This is a genomic window from Gillisia sp. JM1 (assembly GCF_000424645.1).
In the GTDB taxonomy this organism is placed as follows: domain Bacteria; phylum Bacteroidota; class Bacteroidia; order Flavobacteriales; family Flavobacteriaceae; genus Gillisia.
In genome coordinates this window covers 932,349-952,511 of the sequence record NZ_KE384218.1, presented here as the reverse complement: position 1 = coordinate 952,511, position 20,163 = coordinate 932,349, and the positions used below count along the sequence as shown (strand labels likewise).

The 20,163-nt window shown below is 35.1% G+C and carries 7 protein-coding genes; 4 read left to right on the top strand and 3 right to left on the bottom strand.

Going from position 1 to position 20,163, the window contains the following annotated elements; translation table 11 throughout:
- Positions 1–505: 505 nt before the first annotated feature.
- Both H033_RS21575 and H033_RS0107560 read left to right on the top strand, forming a co-directional pair.
- Positions 506–7,510, top strand: coding sequence for a LamG-like jellyroll fold domain-containing protein (locus H033_RS21575; protein WP_026837757.1), 7,005 nt, complete (start codon positions 506–508; stop codon positions 7,508–7,510).
- A 148-nt stretch (positions 7,511–7,658) separates the two neighbouring features.
- Complete coding sequence (locus H033_RS0107560; protein ID WP_026837756.1) at positions 7,659–13,907, top strand: LamG-like jellyroll fold domain-containing protein; 6,249 nt, start codon at positions 7,659–7,661, stop codon at positions 13,905–13,907.
- A 283-nt stretch (positions 13,908–14,190) separates the two neighbouring features.
- Here H033_RS0107560 and rsmG read toward each other — a convergent pair whose 3' ends face one another.
- Positions 14,191–14,817, bottom strand: a complete 627-nt coding sequence (gene rsmG / locus H033_RS0107555) for a 16S rRNA (guanine(527)-N(7))-methyltransferase RsmG (protein ID WP_026837755.1) — start codon at positions 14,815–14,817, stop codon at positions 14,191–14,193.
- A gap of 109 nt (positions 14,818–14,926) precedes the next feature.
- On the opposite strand from rsmG, the gene H033_RS0107550 reads away from it, so the two are divergent.
- Both H033_RS0107550 and H033_RS0107545 read left to right on the top strand, forming a co-directional pair.
- The gene (locus H033_RS0107550; protein ID WP_026837754.1) at positions 14,927–16,030 is read left to right on the top strand and encodes a fatty acid desaturase family protein; all 1,104 of its coding nucleotides are present in this window, start codon (positions 14,927–14,929) and stop codon (positions 16,028–16,030) included.
- A gap of 20 nt (positions 16,031–16,050) precedes the next feature.
- Entirely contained in the window at positions 16,051–17,238 is a 1,188-nt protein-coding gene (locus tag H033_RS0107545) for a pyridoxal phosphate-dependent aminotransferase (RefSeq protein WP_026837753.1), read from the top strand.
- Between the two features lie 72 nt (positions 17,239–17,310).
- Here H033_RS0107545 and H033_RS0107540 read toward each other — a convergent pair whose 3' ends face one another.
- Positions 17,311–18,807, bottom strand: coding sequence for a TrkH family potassium uptake protein (locus H033_RS0107540; RefSeq protein ID WP_026837752.1), 1,497 nt, complete (start codon positions 18,805–18,807; stop codon positions 17,311–17,313).
- Positions 18,807–20,156, bottom strand: coding sequence for a Trk system potassium transporter TrkA (trkA, locus tag H033_RS0107535; protein WP_026837751.1), 1,350 nt, complete (start codon positions 20,154–20,156; stop codon positions 18,807–18,809). The genes H033_RS0107540 and trkA overlap by 1 nt, the downstream gene beginning before the upstream one ends.
- Positions 20,157–20,163: the final 7 nt, after the last annotated feature.

The window sequence follows — 20,163 nt, the reverse complement described above, 5'->3', positions numbered from 1 at the left end:
TAAGAAATAGAAGTTGCTGGTTTACAGAAAACATATTGCTTCTTGGATTACCTTCTGCTAAAAACAAACTTAAAATTGCCAATCGAAATTTTGTTTAGGGTTTGAAAAATCCTGAAGCATGCTTTAACGTACTCTATTTATTAGAATTTAATGGAAATAAAACTTGCAATGGGTTTAAAACTTTTCAGTCTTGGAAAAGTTTTAAAGAAAACACCAGTTCTGTTTATTTAGAGAAAGTTAAATCAGGCACTCAAAGTAAAAAACTCAAAATGAATAAAAATGTTTCTAAATAATTATAATTCAGCACTATACATTATTAAAATATTAGTTGGTTAAGCATATATATAATTGACTGAAAATTCTTAGGTTTTTTCCTACACATGAGATAAAATTATTCGTACAAAGTTAAATTTTAATGTATTACATCGATTAATAAGGTATTTCAACCCGCTTCTTCAATTATTTTAATGTAGTTTTACAAAACTTCTGTTAAAACAATTGACTTATGGGAAAAATTACTTTAATGGGAAGAACTCCATTATTTATTTTACTCTTTCTTGGTTCTTCCCTTTTTATAAATTCGAACGCATTCACTACTAGTGAGGCTATTACTATTACTGGAACTATTTCAGAATTAAATTGTAATAGTGTTAACAATGCAGCCATATCAATATCTGTAGATGGTGGAACTGCTCCCTATTCTTATTTGTGGAGTGATTCTAATACCTCTAAAAACAGAACTAATCTATCAGCTGGAACCTATACTATTAATGTTACCGATGCTCTTTCCGTAACTGCGTCTAAAACATTTGTAATAAATAGTCCTACTCCAATTACCATGAATCCTGCTTCTAAAACTAATGTCTCTTGCTTTAGCGGAAATGATGGCGTAATTACAGCAGGTTCGGTTTCGGGTGGAAATAATGTTTATGAATATTCTATTGATGGGACAAATTTTCAGAGTAGTAATATATTTTCAAATCTAGCAGCAGGGAATTACACCATTACAGTTAAAGATGGTAATAACTGTAGGACTTCTAATAGCATTTCCTTACCACAACCTACCCAATTAACAATGCAGAATTCTAGCTTTACATCTGTTAGCTGCAATGGAGAGAGTGATGGATCTATAACTGTTGGAATTGCAGCTGGTGGAAGTGGCACACACTTATATTCTATAGATGGAATTAATTTTAAATCTACAAGAACATTTAATAATCTCCCTGCAGCTAGTTATACTATAACTGTAAAAGATTCAAAGGACTGTAAAATAACAGGCAATATCACAATTTCTGAACCCTCACCATTAATAATGAATGGTTCTTCCACAACTACAGTTTCTTGTAATGGTGGAGCAGACGGAACAATTACGGCAGGAACTGTTTCTGGAGGTAATTCTGGATATGAATATTCCATTAATGGCGCTAACTTTCAAACCAACACTTCTTTCTCAGGCCAAAGTGCTGGCACGTATACTATTAGTGTTAGAGACTCCAAAGGGTGTACGGCCACAGAAACTATTACAGTCACCGAACCTTCTGCTTTAAATATGACTTCTGCTTCCCTTACTCCAACAAGTTGTAATGGAACATCGGATGGAACAATTACAGCGGGAACTGTTTCTGGAGGTAATTCTGGATATGAATATTCTATAGATGGGAGTAACTTTCAAACCAGTAAAAACTTCACTGGTTTGGCTGCTGGTAATTACATAATAACTGCTAAAGATTCAAAAGCTTGTTTAATAATAGAAAGTGTTACAATTACCCAACCTTCAGTATTGAGTATGCAAGCTGCCACCCTAACAGCTGTAACTTGTTTTGGTGAAACAGATGGAGCAATAGTAGCTGGAGCTGTTTCTGGAGGGAATAATGGATATGAATATTCTATTAATGGAACCGACTTTCAATCAAATAAAAACTTTACAGATCTAGCTGCTGGGATTTATACAATAACTGCAAGAGATTCTAAAGCTTGTACTATTACTGAAGCTGTTGAAGTAATTGAACCTATTGCACTCAGCATGCAGGCAGCGACATTTGAGGTTGTAGGTTGTGCTGGAGCAGCTGATGGTAGCATTACCGCCGGAACAGTTTCTGGAGGAAATGCTAATTATGAGTATTCTATTAATGGAACCACATTTCAAAGCAATGGCACTTTCACAGGATTAAGCGGAGGAAATTATACGCTTACAGTGAAAGATTCTAAAGGTTGTTCAATTTCTGAAGATATTGAAATAACTGAACCTTCTACCCTAATAATGGAACCTGCAGAGCTTTTCAATGTGAAATGTTACGATTCTGGAGACGGAGAAATTATTGCAGGACTTGTTAATGGTGGAAATGGTGAATATGAATATTCTCTGGACGGGATAAACTTCATTTCTAGCAATACGTTTAATGAACTTAATGTAGGTGATCATACTATTACAGTAAGAGATGCTAAAGGTTGTACTGCAACAGAAACTGTTACATTAACTGGACCTCAGATATTAGAAATGGATCCAGCAACGAAAACGGATATTAGCTGTCATGGAGCGTCTGATGCTACCGTAACCGCAGGAGCGGTTAGAGGAGGTACAACAGGTTATCAATATTCTATAGATGGTGTGAATTTTGGTTCAGAAGCTACTTTTCATGTACTATATGCAGGAACATACACACTAATGGTACGAGATCTAAACGGCTGTAAAATAGAAAGAGTCGTAGAAATATATGAACCAGACCCACTAACTTACACCCCCGCTAATTCTACTGAAGCTTCTTGTGTTGGAAATAATGATGGAACCATCACTGCAGGTACAGTATCTGGTGGAAATGGTGGATATTTATACTCAATAGACAATACTAATTTTAATGATACAGGGATTTTTACGGATGTTGCTGAAGGCTCTTATACCATTTTCATAAAAGACAGCAAAGGGTGCGCAACCCAGTCTGATGTTATAGTAGCTGCTCCTGAAGCATTAGATGCTACTATAGTTATCACCAATGTAAATTGTTTTAATGGATCTGACGGGACTTTGTCCATAAATAATGCAACTGGAGGACACGGAGCTTTTGAATATAGTATAGATGGATCCACCTGGCAAACTGATTCGATATTTACCTCCCTAATTGCAGGAACATATACTGTTAGAATTAGAGATCTTGATTATCCAACTTGTGAGGTTACTCTTAGTACAAATACAATTATTTCTCAACCAACTGCTGCAATAAGCATTCAGGTTGCAAAAACTAGAACTACTTCTTATGGTACCTCAACAGGAACGGCAACTGCAAACGCTTCCGGAGGGACTCCAGGTTTCACATATGCTTGGAGAAAACAAAATGAAACAAATGTTCTGCAAACTACAAAGACTGCTAACGGATTAGCTTCCGGTAATTATGTGGTTACTGTAACAGATCAGAAAGGATGTTCTCAAACCGCAGAACTAACTATAATAGAAGCTATAAAAGCTCCAATTATCCCAACATCTATTTGCCCAGAGGACATAGACGTGATTAGGACTTCGTATTTTGAAGTTGAAGATCGCACTGCTATTGGCGGAGTTGGACCTTATACTTATTTATGGAATTTTGGTGATGGAGCAACTCCCGCAACCTCAACTGGTCCGGGTTCTCATACTGTAAATTATTCTTCTACAGGAAACAGAACTATAACGGTAACGGTAACAGACGCTACTGGTATAAGCAAAACAGAATCTATAGTTCAATATGTTGGGGAGTGTTTCAAAGATGATTGTGGATCGAACGATTTTGGAATCAACACGTTTTACATGGCAGATGCCAATGGAAATAAAGTGACTGCGGAAACCTGTGGAGATGGGCAACCAAAATTCCTATACTTTGATTTACCTACTCAATCTGATAGATACTCCATGTACATCGAGTATATATTTTCTGTAGAACATGCCGACGGTACTTCTACTCATATAAACAAAGGTTTATGTTTCTATGAAAATCAAGCAATTCCCCAAAAAGTGCAAACAATTCAATTGGATTGGGAGTGTGGAGATCTATTAACAATTGAGAATGTATATATGACCTTCTCTAACAATATTAAATGGAAATGTGGACAAGGGCCTAACCCTAAATGTTATTCCACAAATAATAATGAGGTTGTAATTACACCACTTTATGCCAGAGCAACTCCAAATGAATTATTATGTAATGGATCTAACACTGGAATTGTTACCGTAAAAGCAAATGGTGGTTACGGCCCATATCAATACAGTATAACTAATGCTACCTCTGGATATCAAAGTAGCAATGAATTTCATAATTTAACCGCGGGAAGTCATACAGTTTGGGTTAAGGATAATGAGGGAACTGTGTTTCAAGCAGCACCTGTAACTATCAATCAGCCACTTTCACCAATTACTCTTTCAGTTAATTCAACTAATCCTATTTGTTTTGGTCAAACTGGAGAAGCTACTGTTACACCAACTGGTGGAACTCCTTTTGTTTCTGAAACAGGAGATAGTTATTATACTTACTTATGGAATGATGCAAGTGAGCAAATAACCGCTACCGCGAATAATTTAACAGCTGGTGAATATACCATTACAATTATCGATAAAAATGGATGTCAGGCTATTGAAACTGTGACCATAGTAGAACCAGCTCAAATTACACTAGCAACTGCCGGTGAAGATCAAAATTTTAGTTGCGGATTTAATGGAACCAATCTTGCAGGAAATGTTCCTTTGGAAGGAACTGGAACATGGACCATTGTTTCCGGAACTGGAGGACAAATTAATGAACCAAATAATGCTCAATCTTATTTTACAGGAACGGCTGGAATCTATACGCTAAAATGGACTATTGCGAATGAAACCAATACCTGTACAACTGGTGATGAGATGATTATTTCCTTTACTGCTGATTGTAGTACGTTAGATTTTGATGGAATAGATGATCATATTAGCATGGGAGATAATTATAACTTGGACTCAGGTAATTTTACTGTTGAAGCTTGGGTTAAATTAAATTCAGTGAATGGACAACGTACAATAGTTTCTAAAAGAGATTCTCAAAATATTTCTGCTGGAGGCTATGATCTTTCAATAAATAGTGGATCTCCAACATTTAAATGGGGAAATTCAACAGTAACATCTTCCTATAAATTAACCACTTCAAGATGGTATCATGTTGCGGTCATATTTACTGATGGCCAAGCTAAATTATATGTAGACGGAATTAAAGTAGGAAATGGAAGTGCCAGCAATCCTACAGCAACCTCTAGTCCCTTTCTTATTGGAGCTATTTTTAGAGGAAATAAACCGGAAAATCCGGTGAATTATTTTCACGGTTGGATAGAAGAAGTTAGAATATGGCAAAATGCATTACAAGAAGAACAATTAAGATTCATGATGAATCAACGTTTAGAAGTGAATGTAAGCCCAGTTAAAGGAACTGTACTTCCATTGGTTGTTCCTGGGGATCTAGCTTATGCAAATCTATCAGGTTATTATCAACTTATAGGAAATGAACTAGTGAATGGATTTACTCCAGATAAAGCTACTGCAAAAGCAGATGGACAATTAAAGAATATTGAAACTACTCAAGAAAATTCAGCTCCCCTTCCTTACATTTCTAGAGCAACTGGTCAATGGAGAAATAAAAACACTTGGAAACGCCCAGATGTATGGGATGCTCCTAATAGTTTAGGAATTAATGGAGAACCTATTAATTGGAATATTGCGCAAATAGCACATGATATTACGTCAGGAGGAAAAGATATCTACATGCTTGGCCTACTTTCTCAAATTGGTGAGCTTAATATGGCAAATCCAAATCAAAGCTTAGACGAAAAAAATTCTGGACAAGGTATTACCATCACACATTATTTAGATCTAAATGGAAGCATAAATCTTACAGGTGAATCTCAGTTGGTTCAAACGGAAGGAAGCATCTTAGAAACTACCAGTTCAGGTTTTGTTAAACGCGATCAACAAGGAACAGCGAGTAGCTACAACTATAATTATTGGTCATCACCCGTGGTAGATCAAGGCACCTTAGATACCAACTATATGATCTCCAAGGTTATGTTGGATGGAACCGATACTGATAACACTAAAAATATATTATTTGGAAATGGCGTAACCTTTGCCGACGGAAACTATTCTAATCCAAGAAAAATAAGCAATTATTGGATCTGGAAATTTAGAGGAACCGCAGATGAATACTCTGAATGGAAACATATTGGAAGCAATGGAGTTTTAAAGCAAGGAGAAGGCTATACTATGAAAGGCACCTCTGGAGATGCTGCTATTGCAGATAGACAAAATTATGTTTACAAGGGAAGGCCTAACAACGGAACTATCAAGCTTACTATTGGAAAAGATCAAAACTATCTAATTGGAAATCCTTACCCTTCTGCAATTGATGCTAAAAAATTCATTTTAGATAATATTAAGGATAGCGGAGGTTTAAACAGTAAAAATGTATTTACCGGAGCCGTATATTTCTGGGATCATTTTGCAGGAAAGACTCATATTCTAAGAGAATATGTTGGAGGTTATGCAACCTATAATCTTATTGATGGTGTTAAAGCCATCGCAATGGACGATAGAATTAACAGTAACACAGATGCTGTTGCCAGCAAAACACCAGGGCAATATATTCCTGTGGGGCAAGGCTTCTTTGTGAATTCTATGCCCGATCCATCTCTTTCTGGAGTTGAAACGATTGTAGGCGGAGATGTGGTATTTAAAAATAGCCAGAGAGTTTTTGCAAGGGAAGCGGTTGGCAGCTCTCAATTTTTAGCGCAAGAGAAAACCGAAGAAACTTCTAAGGAGGCTGCGCCACTAGGAAAAATCAGAATAAATTTCCATTCTCCTAAAGGTTATCGAAGAGAGCTTCTGGTTGGAATAAGCCCATATGCAACTAATGGTTTTGATCTTGGTTATGATGCTCCTCTTAATGAATATAACGTGGAAGATATGTTCTGGCTAATAAAAGAACATGAATTTGTAATTCAAGGAGTATCTAATTTTGATAAAGAACAAGTTCTTCCAATTGGAATGATGATAGATAAAGAAGGACCTATAACTATTAGTTTAAAATCCTGGGAGAATCTACCTGAAGATAAAGAAGTTTATATTCATGATAAATTGAATGATAGTATACATGATATAAAAGAAGTTGCTTATGAAACTACTACGAAGCCAGGTTATATAGTAGATAGATTTGCATTGATCTTCTTTAAAGAGCAAGAGACTCCAACAGATACAGTTCAAATAGTTACGGAAGAACCTAAAGATTTCCTTTTAAGTTTAAAACATAATTATAGAGATAATGAAATACAGATCTTAAATAAGGATGAAATTTTGATTTCCCATCTTTATTTGTATGATCTAAACGGAAAATTGTTAGAAGATCATTCCTCTATCCCGAATGTGAAAGAAGCTCGGATTAGCATTAAAAACTATCCATCTGGAGTATACATTGTTAAATTAAAAACTGCCAATGAGATAATCACTCAAAAGATCATTATGAAAAATTAGTATTAAAATTCGTACATATATTAGATTTCCGACAATATAAACTAGCTAATTCACAGTATTTATGCGTTTTACCTAATTTTTTTGCCCTTTATCAAAACTATTTTCGTGTAAACTACGTACATTTGGAAACAATTGTAACAAATTTTGCATGGTTAAAATTACCCCAAAGGTTCGAACCATCCTATTAAGTTTATTGTTAATAGGTTCGTATTTTACTACTTACGCCAACATCCCTCCATCCTTTCTCATTGAGTTAGAGAATGAGTCTGCGGGGAAAAACAAGTATTATTTAACATTCTCAGTACAATTTTCTTTATTCGCTAAGGAGAAACAATTCTTTGAATTTTCGAAACAGGTTAGCTCTAAGTTAAAATCACCTTCTGTCACTCACCGGTTAAAGTCAAGTTTAAACGAGAAAATACAAAACCACGTAGATCAATCCACCAATTTCCATTATTTCATTTCTTTTGAAAAAATTTTCAATTTAGATTCTTGTGATAATGATAATGTAGCTCCAACAGCACTGACTAAAAACATCACAGTACAATTAGATACAAGCGGAAATACAACTATCACTGCCGCTGATGTTGATAATGGGTCTAATGATGCCTGTGGAATAAAGTCTTTTAGTGTGAGCCAGAGCTCATTTACATGTTCAAATATCGGGGCAAATACTATAACGCTTACTGTTATAGATAACAATGATAATGTTTCAACTGAAACAGCTATAGTTACAGTAAAAGATAATGTAGCTCCAACAGCACTGACTAAAAACATCACAGCACAATTGGATGCAAGCGGAAATACAACTATCACTGCCGCTGATGTTGATAATGGGTCTAATGATGCCTGTGGAATAAAGTCTTTTAGTGGGAGCCAGAGCTCATTTACATGTTCAAATATCGGGGCAAATACTGTAACGCTTACTGTTACAGATAACAATGATAATGTTTCAACTGAAACAGCTATAGTTACAGTAAAAGATAATGTAGCTCCAACAGCACTGACTAAAAACATCACAGTACACTTAGATGCAAGCGGAAATACAACTATCACTGCCGCTGATGTTGATAATGGGTCTAATGATGCCTGTGGAATAAAGTCTTTTAGTGTGAGCCAGAGCTCATTTACATGTTCAAATATCGGGGCAAATACTGTAACTCTTACTGTTACAGATAACAATGATAATGTTTCAACTGAAACAGCTATAGTTACAGTTGAAGACGTGACTCCTCCAAATATACCGGTATTACAGGATATAATTTGGGGTTGTGAATACATAGTTATTCCTCCTACAACAAATGATATCTGCGATTCTAATGTTACGGTAACACCAAATAGGTCTACAACATTTACCACATCTGGAACTATATTTTGGACTTTTACAGATGATTCTGGTAACTCATCTCAAAGCCTAGAACAAACCATTACCATTAATCAAATTTCAGTTTTTATTGACAAAACAGATATTTTATGTAGTGGAGCTTCCACAGGGGAAGTAGAGGGAATAGTGACTGGAGGAGTAGCACCTTTCACATACGACTGGGGCTCTCAAGGAGCGGGACCAAAAAAAACAGGCTTAGGTCCTGAAAATTATAGTGTTATTGTTACCGACTCAAATGGATGTACAGCAACAGATAACATTACCATTATTGAACCGGAATCCTTCGTGAAAATAAATAATGTTTCTATCAATACAGGATGTAATGGAGTTAATAATGCAAGTATTACAATTAATGCTGAAGGAGGAACGGGTACTCTGAATTATTATTTAGATGGAAATGTTTTAGCCGATAACACTGCGGAGGCGTTAACTCAAAAAAAATATCTAGTAGAAGTTATAGATGAAAATGGGTGTTCTGCCACACAAAACATTTCCATTACTGAACCAGTAGCTTTAGCGATTACCGAAGTGAAAACTACAGAAACAACCAGCTTTGGTAGTGCAACAGGAACTGCAACCGCTATAGTAGAAGGGGGCACTAAACCATACACTTACGCTTGGTTCAATGAGAATGGTGAACTATTAGGCGAACAAATAGGACAGACAGCAAAAGACTTAATAGCAGGAAAATATACAGTTAGCGTTACTGATGCTAATGAGTGTCCCATTAATCCTATTCCTACTCCCTTTACAATTTATGATGCTTTATTTGTAGAAATTAGTGCTTCATCCAGATGTATAGGCAATGGTGGAACTGAAGAACTTAGAACTTCTTTTTTTAACACTGAAAATTTAAGAGGAGGAACAGGCGATTATACTATCGTCTGGGATTTTGAAAACCCATCATCAAAAATTGGTCCTGATGCCAATGGAGAGTATATAATAGAATATAATTCACCTGGTCAAAGAACTATAAACTTAACTATTACAGATGAAGTTCCAAGAATTGATTCTAATGGCAATGACATTACTTATAGTACATCCCTAACTATTTTCGTTGGTGAATGTTACGGAAAATGTACCGCTAATGATTTGAACGTAAGTGATTTTTATTTAGGTGACCCTGATGGTGTGCCATATGACACTACTAAGTGCGGTGATATTACTGGAGAAGGGGTTTGGGTAGATGTTTTTGAACCAGGACAATCTAGAAGATATAACTTCTATACTGAATATGTGATCATAGTAAGTCATCCAAACGGAACAATTACTGAATACATCGAAACATCAGATTGTAGGCTAGGAGAAATAGATAGAAATAAACCTCAGAAAATTACCGATATAGATTACAATTGTGGAGATATAATCACTTTAGAAAAGCTATTTATTAGCGCTGGCACACAATCAAATAAAACAGAATGTAATTCTTATACAGATTCCCCTAAATGTATTGGATTAGAGGAACCTCAAGTCGTACCTTCCCCATTATCAGCGTCTGCTAAAGGAAGTCAGGTACTTTGTATAAATAACCCCAATGGCCAGATAACTGCAAGAGCCGCAGGAAGCCAGGGAACAATTCAATTCATTTTAACTCAAACATATCCAGTAACAGATCCACCAAAAATATTTGAAAGTCCTATTCAGACTTCTAACAAATATACTTTCAACAGTTTAGCAGTAGGTGAGTATAGTCTTACAGTAACTGATAATAAAGGTGGTAATACAAATTTACGCGATAGCAAATCATATAATGTTCAAAATATTGAGGTTACTCCGCCTAGCAATCCTTTGAATCTTACCGAAATATCTAGAGTAGGTTTGTCTTGTTATAACGGAAATAATGCAAAGATAACAGTTAATGCTACAGGCGGAAAAGCTCCTTATATTTATACCTGGGAAAATGGACAAACTACGGCAACAGGCTCTAACCTTACTTCAGGACCAACTTGGGTTAAGGTAATAGATGATAATGGTTGTGATAAAACTTTACCAATAGTCATTGTGGCGCCTACCGAAGTTATTGCAAATGCAGGCAATGATGTAACTCTTAGTTGTGGAGTAAATAAAGTAGTATTAGATGCCATTTTCCCTACCTACATTAACCCCGTCACCGGAGATGAAGAATTTGGCGCGTGGTCTGTAATAAATGGGAATTCAGAAGCAACATTTTCTGATAAGAATAGTCCGAAGTGTGTATTTACCATTCAAACTTCTGGCACTTATACTTTACAATGGACCGTGCCTTGCGGTGGTGCTGATGAAGTAAAAATTACTTTCAGTAATTGCAGCACCCTAGATTTTGATGGAGGAGATGACCATATCGATTTAGGCAATAACTATAACCCAACTTCTACCTATACAATGGAAGCATGGATAAGACCATTGGATCTTACGGGGACGAAAACTATCTTATCTAAGAGAGATAATAATGATTTGAGCAAAGGTGGGTTTGATCTTATTATTGAGAATTCATATCCTAAATTCAGATGGAATACATCTTCCTCAATTGCTTCAGATTATATTATTAGAGCTGATAGATGGTATCATATTGCCATAGTAATAGGTGGTAATGATACTGGGCTATATGTGGATGGTATTAAAGTTAGTTCTACCGCACCAGGATCTCCTGATATTTTAGATGATCGTTTTTTAATTGGCGCAGTAAATACTAGTACCGATTTAATTAATCCTGAGAATTTCTTTAAAGGATGGATTGAAGAAGTTAGAATTTGGGATACCGCATTGACCCAAAAACAACTTCAGTTCTTAATGAATCAGAGAGTTCAAGAAGGAGTAAGTCCTGTTCAAGGTACAATCATTCCAAATCAGGATGCGTATGGATTACCCTGGACGAATTTGACAGGATATTACCGGTTAATTGCAACAGATGTAGCTTCCGGGTTTACAAAAGATTTAGCTCAAAATAAAATTAATGGACGTTTAATAAACATTTTAAGCACTCAAAAAAATACTGCCCCCCTACCATATGTAACTGCTAAAAGTGGAGATTGGAAAACTCTATCTACTTGGGCACAACCAAATGATTGGGATATTCCAAATAGTAAAGGAATCAATACTAATACAAATGATTCTATAAATTGGAATATTGTGAAAATAAGATCTAATGATGATATAACACATGTTAGCAATAATAAAGAACTGAAATTATTAGGCCTTTTGGTAGAAGGTAGCTTAACTATGGATGGGACCAACCCGGGACCAACCCTTCTATCTAATAATGGTGAGGGATCAGGATTAAATATCTCTAGATACCTACTTTTAAATGGTAATATAGATTTCAATGGAGAATCCCAATTAGTACAAACCGAAGGAAGTATCTTAGATAATTCCAGTTCTGGTTATATTGAAAGAGATCAACAAGGGACTGCGAGGAGTTATAATTACAATTATTGGAGTTCACCAGTCGTGGAGCAGAATACATCTAATACTGCAAAAAAAGATACAACTTATACAGTTGCATCTGTTTTAATGGATGGTACAAATCCCGAATCACCAAAAATCATAAATTTTGGAGATGGAGTTACTTTTGCTGATGGAGCTGCTGCAAATCCAAGAAAAATAAGCAATCGCTGGATCTATAAATTTAAAGGGAACGCAGATGAATATAGTGATTACGAACATATAGGGAGTACAGGGATACTTAATGTGGGAGAAGGATATACTATGAAAGGAACTTCTGGAAATGCTGAAATTTCAGATAAACAGAACTATGTATTTAGAGGAAAACCAAACAATGGAGATATAACTCTAAAAGTAGGTGAAAATCAAAATTACATGTTAGGTAATCCTTATTCTTCTGCAATAGATGCAAAAAAATTCATCTTGGATAATTTAAAAGATAGCGGAGGAACAAATACTAAAAACATATTCAACGGTGCATTATACTTTTGGGATCATTTTGGTGGTAAAAATGATAATCATGTTTTAAGGGAATATGTAGGTGGGTATGCTACATACAACTTAGTAGGAGGAGTCAAAGCTATTGCAACAGACGACAGGATAAACAGCAACACTGGTGAAGTTACTTCTGACGATAATAAACCTGGACGATACATTCCTGTAGGTCAAGGTTTTTTTATTAATACAGTATTAGACGAAGAGCTACCAGAAAATTATGAGGCTTTTGGTGGAAATGTAGTTTTCAAGAATAGTCAGAGAGTTTTTAAAACTGAAGCTACTGATTCCTCGCAGTTCTTGAGACCAGAATATATTGCTAAGAAAGGAAAAGAAGAAATGTCAGAATCTAAAATCAGATTAAATTTTAGATCTCCTATGGGTTATCATAGACAAATTTTGGTTGGTACCAGTGAATATGCAACTAATGGCTTCGACCTAGGATATGACGCAGCTTTAAATGATTATAGTGAAGAAGATTTCTTTTGGTTAATTAATAATTATGAATATGTTATCCAAGGGGTTAAAAATTTTAATCCCGACCAAGTATTACCGATAGGGGTTTATATTTCTAAAGCAGGAGAAACAACTATAGAAATTAACGAATTGGAGAATATCCCTGACAATACCACAATCTATTTAAAGGATCTTGAAACTAAATTATATCATGATTTAAGAGAATCTGAATTCAAAATAGAATTGGAACCTGGAGCTTACTATGAGCGTTTTCAAATAGTATTCGAAAAAATAGGTGACGAATCTGAAGAGGCCGAAGAAGAAGAAACTGAAGAAGAATCAAATCCTGATGGTGAAGAAGAAGGCTCTGTAGACCCACAAGATGGGGAAGACCTCGATACAAGTCTGGATATTGTTTATATGACTACAAACCGAGAATTGGCAATTATAAATCCTGACAATCTAGCTATACAAAAGGTTGTTATTTATAATCTCTTAGGACAAAAAATTCAGGAATATGAGAATATAGAAAATAAAAAAATGATGACATTAGGAGTTAAAGAATTTCCTATGGCCGTTTACTTAGTAAAAATGTATTCAGAAAAAGGGGAAATGTCTAAAAACATTATTTTAATGAAGTAATAGTGAAGGGCGGTTTTATACAAAAAAAAGGGTTGATTTATTTAACAATCAACCCTTTTCATATTGCACCATTTTTCAATTCCATTATTGTATATCTGTTTAGAGTCCAGTGACCAAATTATCCTATCTGAAATGGTCGCGTCACCCTGTCCAGAACCATCGGGAGTTTCAGGGTCTTATACCACATATTTGAGATGCTGAAACAAGTTCAGCATGACGGTAACAACCTGTAATTAATTAATAAAAAACTATTTACTGGAGCAAAAGCGGACATACAGTTCCATTATTTATATTTTAATGGAAGATGAACCACTTTTTTAGTTTCAAAAAATTCCTCTTCAAAATAATCTGTTAAATCATAAATACTTGCTGTTTTATAGGTTTTTAGTTCTTCAGACAGATCTCCACCTTTCAAATATAAAATTCCATTCTTTAAATCATGGTTGCTGTTCTTAGCTGTTTTACCCTTTACCCAAGAAACAAACGAAGGCATAACAGCTACTGCCCTACTAATTATAAAATCGTACTCTCCTTCAATTTCTTCAACTCGAGAATTAGTGGTTTTCACATTCTTTAATTGCAAGCCTTCCACGACTTCATCAACCACTTTTATTTTTTTTCCAATAGAGTCTACTAAATGAAATTGAGATTCAGGAAAAAGAATTGCTAAAGGAATACCTGGAAACCCTCCACCGGTGCCCACATCTAAAATTTTAGCGCCCGGATTAAATTTTTGAACTTTGGCAATTCCAAGAGAATGAAGTACATGTCTAAGGTACAATTCTTCTATATCCTTTCTTGAAACAACATTTATTTTAAGGTTCCAATCCTTATATAATGCCTGCATCGCTTGGAATTGGTCTAATTGATGAGGTGTTAGATCTGGAAAGTATTTTTTTATTAAATCCAAGGTTTTATATTTTAGGATGCTAAAGTAATTAAAATTATCACGTTAATTTTCCCCAATTAAGGCATGCTCATTGTAGAATGTTTTACCTTTGGAATTAGAGATATATAAAATGGCAGTAGATAAAAATCAAATTAAATTTTCTCGAGTAGATTCAGTAAAATTTTTCAAAACCCTAAATAAACGTGTAAACGCCTATTTTAAGGATAATAATATTTCTAAAACTGGAAATTGGAAACTACATTTAAAAACAATTGTAATGTTTTCTTTATTCCTTGCGCCTTACTTTTTAATTTTAAGTTTAGATATCTCACAATGGTGGATGTTAGTTCTTACAATTATAATGGGAGCAGGAATGGCAGGTGTAGGAATGAATGTTATGCATGATGGAAACCATGGGTCTTATTCTTCTAAAAAATGGATAAATAATTTTATGGGAGGAACAATCTATGTTCTAGCGGGAAACGTTTATAACTGGCAGGTACAGCACAATGTTTTGCACCATACGTATACAAATATTCATGGGCATGATGAAGATCTAGATGCTGGAAGGGTTATACGTTTTTCTAAACACTCCAAATGGCATAAAATCCATAAGTTTCAGCATTATTATTCAGTATTCCTTTATGGCTTACTAACATTTAATTGGGCTCTCACTACAGATTTTAAACAAACTAAGAATTATTTGGCAAGAAAACTTTCCTATGGAAAAATGCCTTCACCAACAAAACAGTGGAGCATAATTGCTATCACAAAATTAATATACGTATCTGTTTGGATTGTAATTCCTATGCTTTTTGTTTCTATTGCTTGGTGGAAGATCTTGATTGGCTTTTTTGTAATGCATTATACAGCAGGGCTAATCTTAAGTATTGTATTTCAACTTGCACATGTTGTAAACGAAACCCAAATGCCCTTACCAGACGAAACTGGCTCTATGAAAAATACATGGGCGATCCATCAATTATTCACTACGGTAAATTTTGCTACTAAGAATAGATTGGTCAATTGGTTTACAGGCGGACTTAATCATCAGGTAGAACATCATATCTTCCCTAATATAAGCCATATCCATTATACAAAAATTGCTGAAATCGTAAAACAAACTGCAAGGGAATGTAATTTACCTTATAATGAATTCAAGACTACTAGAGGAGCGATCGCTGCTCACTTTAAATACTTAAAAGAAATGGGCGCTAAACCTATTTCCGCTTAAAAAATTTAATCTTCTGTTTTATGCAAAAACATTTATCTGACCGTATTAATAATTTGGCGACATCTCAAACCTTGGCTATGGCGGCTAAAACCAGAGAACTGAGAGAAGAAGGGAAGGATATAATTGGATTGAGTCTCGGTGAGCCCGACTTTAACACACCCGATTTCATTAAAGATGCCGCAATTCAGGCAATCAATGATAATTATAATAGCTACACTCCTGTAGATGGTTATGTAGAGTTAAAGGACGCCATTATCACTAAATTTAAAAGAGATAACAATCTCACTTATAATAGAGCACAGATTGTAGTATCTACCGGTGCCAAACAATCCTTAGCAAATGCTGCGATGGTATTGCTGAATCCAGGAGATGAAGTCCTTTTACCATGCCCTTACTGGGTAAGCTATGCTGAAATAGTGAAACTTGCAGAAGGTGTCCCTGTAGAAGTTCCAACTACTGTAGAGAGTAATTTTAAAATTACACCTCAGCAACTGAGAGATTCAATCACTCCTAAAACTAAAATGATCTGGTACAGTTCTCCTTGTAATCCAAGCGGAATGGTATATAGCAAGCAAGAGTTAAGAGCCTTGGCAGATGTACTTGTAGATTATCCAAATATTATTATTTTAAGTGATGAAATCTATGAACATATAAATTTTGTAGGTGAGCATGCGTCTATGGCAGATTTTGGTGATATGTATGATCGTACCGTCACTGTGAATGGAGTTTCTAAAGCCTTCGCCATGACAGGATGGAGAATTGGTTACATTGGAGCACCAGAATGGATTGCAAGAGCTTGCAATAAAATGCAAGGACAAATTACAAGTGGTGCGAACTGTATTGCTCAACGAGCTGTAATTACAGCATTACTTGCTCCTGTGAGTGAAATTAAATTTATGGTAGACACCTTCAAGGAACGTCGTAAATTAATTATATCACTAATGGACACTATTAAAGGTTTTAAAACACCAGAACCTGAAGGTGCTTTTTATGTATTTCCAAACATTTCTTATTTCTTCGGAAAAACATTAAAAGGTCATAAGATAAATAACGCAACAGATTTCTCTATGTTTCTGCTAGAAGAAGCATTAGTAGCAACGGTTACAGGAGATGCTTTTGGAAATCCAAATTGTATTCGAATATCCTATGCCGCAAGTGAAGATCAGATAACAGAAGCTTTAAAAAGAATTAAAGAAGCTGTTTCTTAAAGCTAAAAGTATATTAATCAAAAAATCTCCATAGAAATATGGAGATTTTTTTATGTTTTATTTTTGTTGTTTTTATCTATTTCTCCAGAAAAATGGAGTTAATAATATTAAGACTGTAAACAATTCCAGTCTACCAATAAGCATCAAAAAAGCCGACCACCACTTTCCCGCAGCTGGTAAAATGTCATAATTATTAACAGGTCCAAGTCCTCCAAGTGCAGGGCCAATATTACCCAAAGAAGATGCCGCACCTCCAATTGCCGTCATAAAATCTATTCCCATAAAAGCAAATACTAAAGCTCCAATTATAAAGGATAACATATATAGAATAAAAAATCCAAGGATATTGAATACAATTTCTTGTTTTATAGATCTCTTATTATAACGAACCGGTAATATAGCATTTGGGTGCAGACTACGCTTAAATTCTGTGACTCCATTCCTTATTAAAATCAAGTGACGCATTACCTTTACCCCACCAGCAGTAGATCCAGCTGAGCCACCTAAAAACATTAACCCAAAGAACATTACAGTTAAAAATGGAGTCCATAATGTATAATCTGCACTAATAAATCCTGTAGTAGTAATAATCGTAAGTACTTGAAACAAGGAATGTCTAAAAGCACTTTCTCCCTCACCCCAAACCATTGGATGAGCTATAGAAGATAGAGAAACATCTGCCTGATAATAAATAATCAATGAAGCAACAAGAGTACATGAAGCGATAAAGATGCAATACCATTTAAACTCATCGTCATGCAACACTTTCTGAAATTTCCCTTTGAAACTGAAATAACTCAAAACGAAATTAGAACCCGCCAAGAACATAAAAACTATAATTATATATTGAATAATGGGCTGATTATTCCAATACGCAAGGCTAGCATTTTTAGTTGAAAAACCTCCGGTAGAAAGCGTGCTTAAAGAATGATTAATTGCATCGAAGAAGCTCATTCCTGCTACCTTAAGTAATATTGTTTCGGCTACTGTATATAAGAAATAAATAAGCCATAATCTCTTTGCTGTATCGGTAATACGCGGCTTTAACTTATCGGCACTAGGACCTGGTGCTTCCGCAGAAAAAAGCTGCATCCCTCCTATTCCTAATAATGGCAGGATCGCAATGGCTAACACAATAATCCCCATTCCCCCTATCCAATGCGTAAGGCTTCTCCAAAATAAAATTCCTTTTGGAATAGATTCAATATCATTGATAATGGTCGCACCTGTAGTAGTATACCCCGACATTGTTTCGAAAAAAGCATTGGTAAAATCTGGGATTGCTTCAGAAAAAATATATGGTAGTGAGCCACTTAAAGCCATAAAAATCCACCCAAAAGTAACAACAATATATCCTTCTCTTTTTTTGATTTCTTTTCTATGCCCTCTCGTAAAAAACATGAGAACAGTTCCTACAAACATAGTGAGTAATGCAGCCGATGAAATTTGCAAGGCCACTCCATCTTCATAATACCAACTTACAACTACAGCCAATAGCATAAAACCACCATTACATAAAAGGAGTAACCCCATAATGTGTGAGATGATTTTATAATTCAATTTAGGCATTATAGGAAAAGTTTTTCGACTTTATTTATAGATCTTGGTAAGCAGCATACTACAATTCTATCGCCAGCGCGAATCATAAAATCTCCTAAAGCAATTATTCCTTCTCCATCACGGATAATTCCTCCGATGATTGCTGATCTAGGAAAATCTAGATCTTTTATTTTTTTGTCGCAAACTTCAGAAGTTTGCTTCACAATAAATTCTAATAATTCAGCATTCATGTTATTGAGCTTGGTCATAGCTACCACTTCTCCTTTTCTTATAAATCTGAAAATATTATTTGCTGCTAAAAGTTTTTTATTAATAAGTGTATCTATCCCAATAGAATGGCTTAATTGAAAATAATCCATATTTTCTACCAAAGCAATAGTCTTTTTAACACTTTTCGATTTGGCTACAAGACAAGACATAATGTTAGTTTCAGAATTACCTGTTACCGCTATAAATGCATCCATATCATGAATATTTTCTTCCTCTAAAAGCTCTACATTTCTACCATCGCTGTTTATAACTAAGGTATTAGGTAGCTCATCTGCAAGATCAAAGGCTTTTTCACGATTATTTTCTATCAATTTCACATTGAAATTGTTTAGGGATAGATCTAAAGCTGTTTTCTTTCCGATTTTGCTTCCACCAAGAATCATTACATTTTTAATTGTTTGCTTTACCTTCCCTGTAAGCTTATAAAGCTCATCTACACCACTAGCAACAGTAATAAAATAAACTTGATCGCCTTCTTTAAACTGGGTGTCTCCCCTAGGTATAAGGGTATATTGAGTACCAAACCGCTGAATTGCTATTGGTACAAAATGTAATTCTGGAAAAATTTTAGCTGCTTGCTTTACGGTTTTGCCTACAAAAGTTGCCGTTCTAGAAAGACTTACCCCAATCATAGTTAAAGCGCCATTTTCAAATTCGTAACTATCATTAAAAGCAGATTGGTTAAGTAGGAGTTCTATTTCCGTAGCTGCAAGAGCTTCTGGGGAAATAAGCTCATCTATTCCAAATTTATCAAATCCAATTTCCTCTTTATAATCTAAAAACTCGGTATTAGAAATACGGGCAATTGTGCGTTTAGCACCAAGTTGTTTTGCCAAAACGCAAACCGTGATATTAGTAGCTTCACTAGAAGTTACGCCAATCACAAGATCTACATTTTTTACTTGAGCTTCTTTAAGAATCTGAATTGAAGTAGCATCTCCTTTTAAGGTACGTATATCCAGGTGAGTATCTGCATATACTAAATTATCCCTATTATTATCTATAAGAGTAATATCTTGAGATTCGTAGGATAGGAGTTTTGCCAGATGAAATCCAACTTCTCCAGCTCCGGCAATAATAATCTTCATACTTGTA

What these genes read in the sequence shown, in the direction of transcription:
- H033_RS21575 (WP_026837757.1), top strand. Translation starts at nt 506, where the DNA reads ATGGGAAAAATTACTTTAATGGGAAGAACTCCATTATTTATTTTACTC.
- H033_RS0107560 (WP_026837756.1), top strand. Translation starts at nt 7,659, where the DNA reads ATGGTTAAAATTACCCCAAAGGTTCGAACCATCCTATTAAGTTTATTG.
- H033_RS0107550 (WP_026837754.1), top strand. Translation starts at nt 14,927, where the DNA reads ATGGCAGTAGATAAAAATCAAATTAAATTTTCTCGAGTAGATTCAGTA.
- H033_RS0107545 (WP_026837753.1), top strand. Translation starts at nt 16,051, where the DNA reads ATGCAAAAACATTTATCTGACCGTATTAATAATTTGGCGACATCTCAA.
- H033_RS0107540 (WP_026837752.1), bottom strand. Translation starts at nt 18,807, where the DNA reads ATGCCTAAATTGAATTATAAAATCATCTCACACATTATGGGGTTACTC.
- trkA (WP_026837751.1), bottom strand. Translation starts at nt 20,156, where the DNA reads ATGAAGATTATTATTGCCGGAGCTGGAGAAGTTGGATTTCATCTGGCA.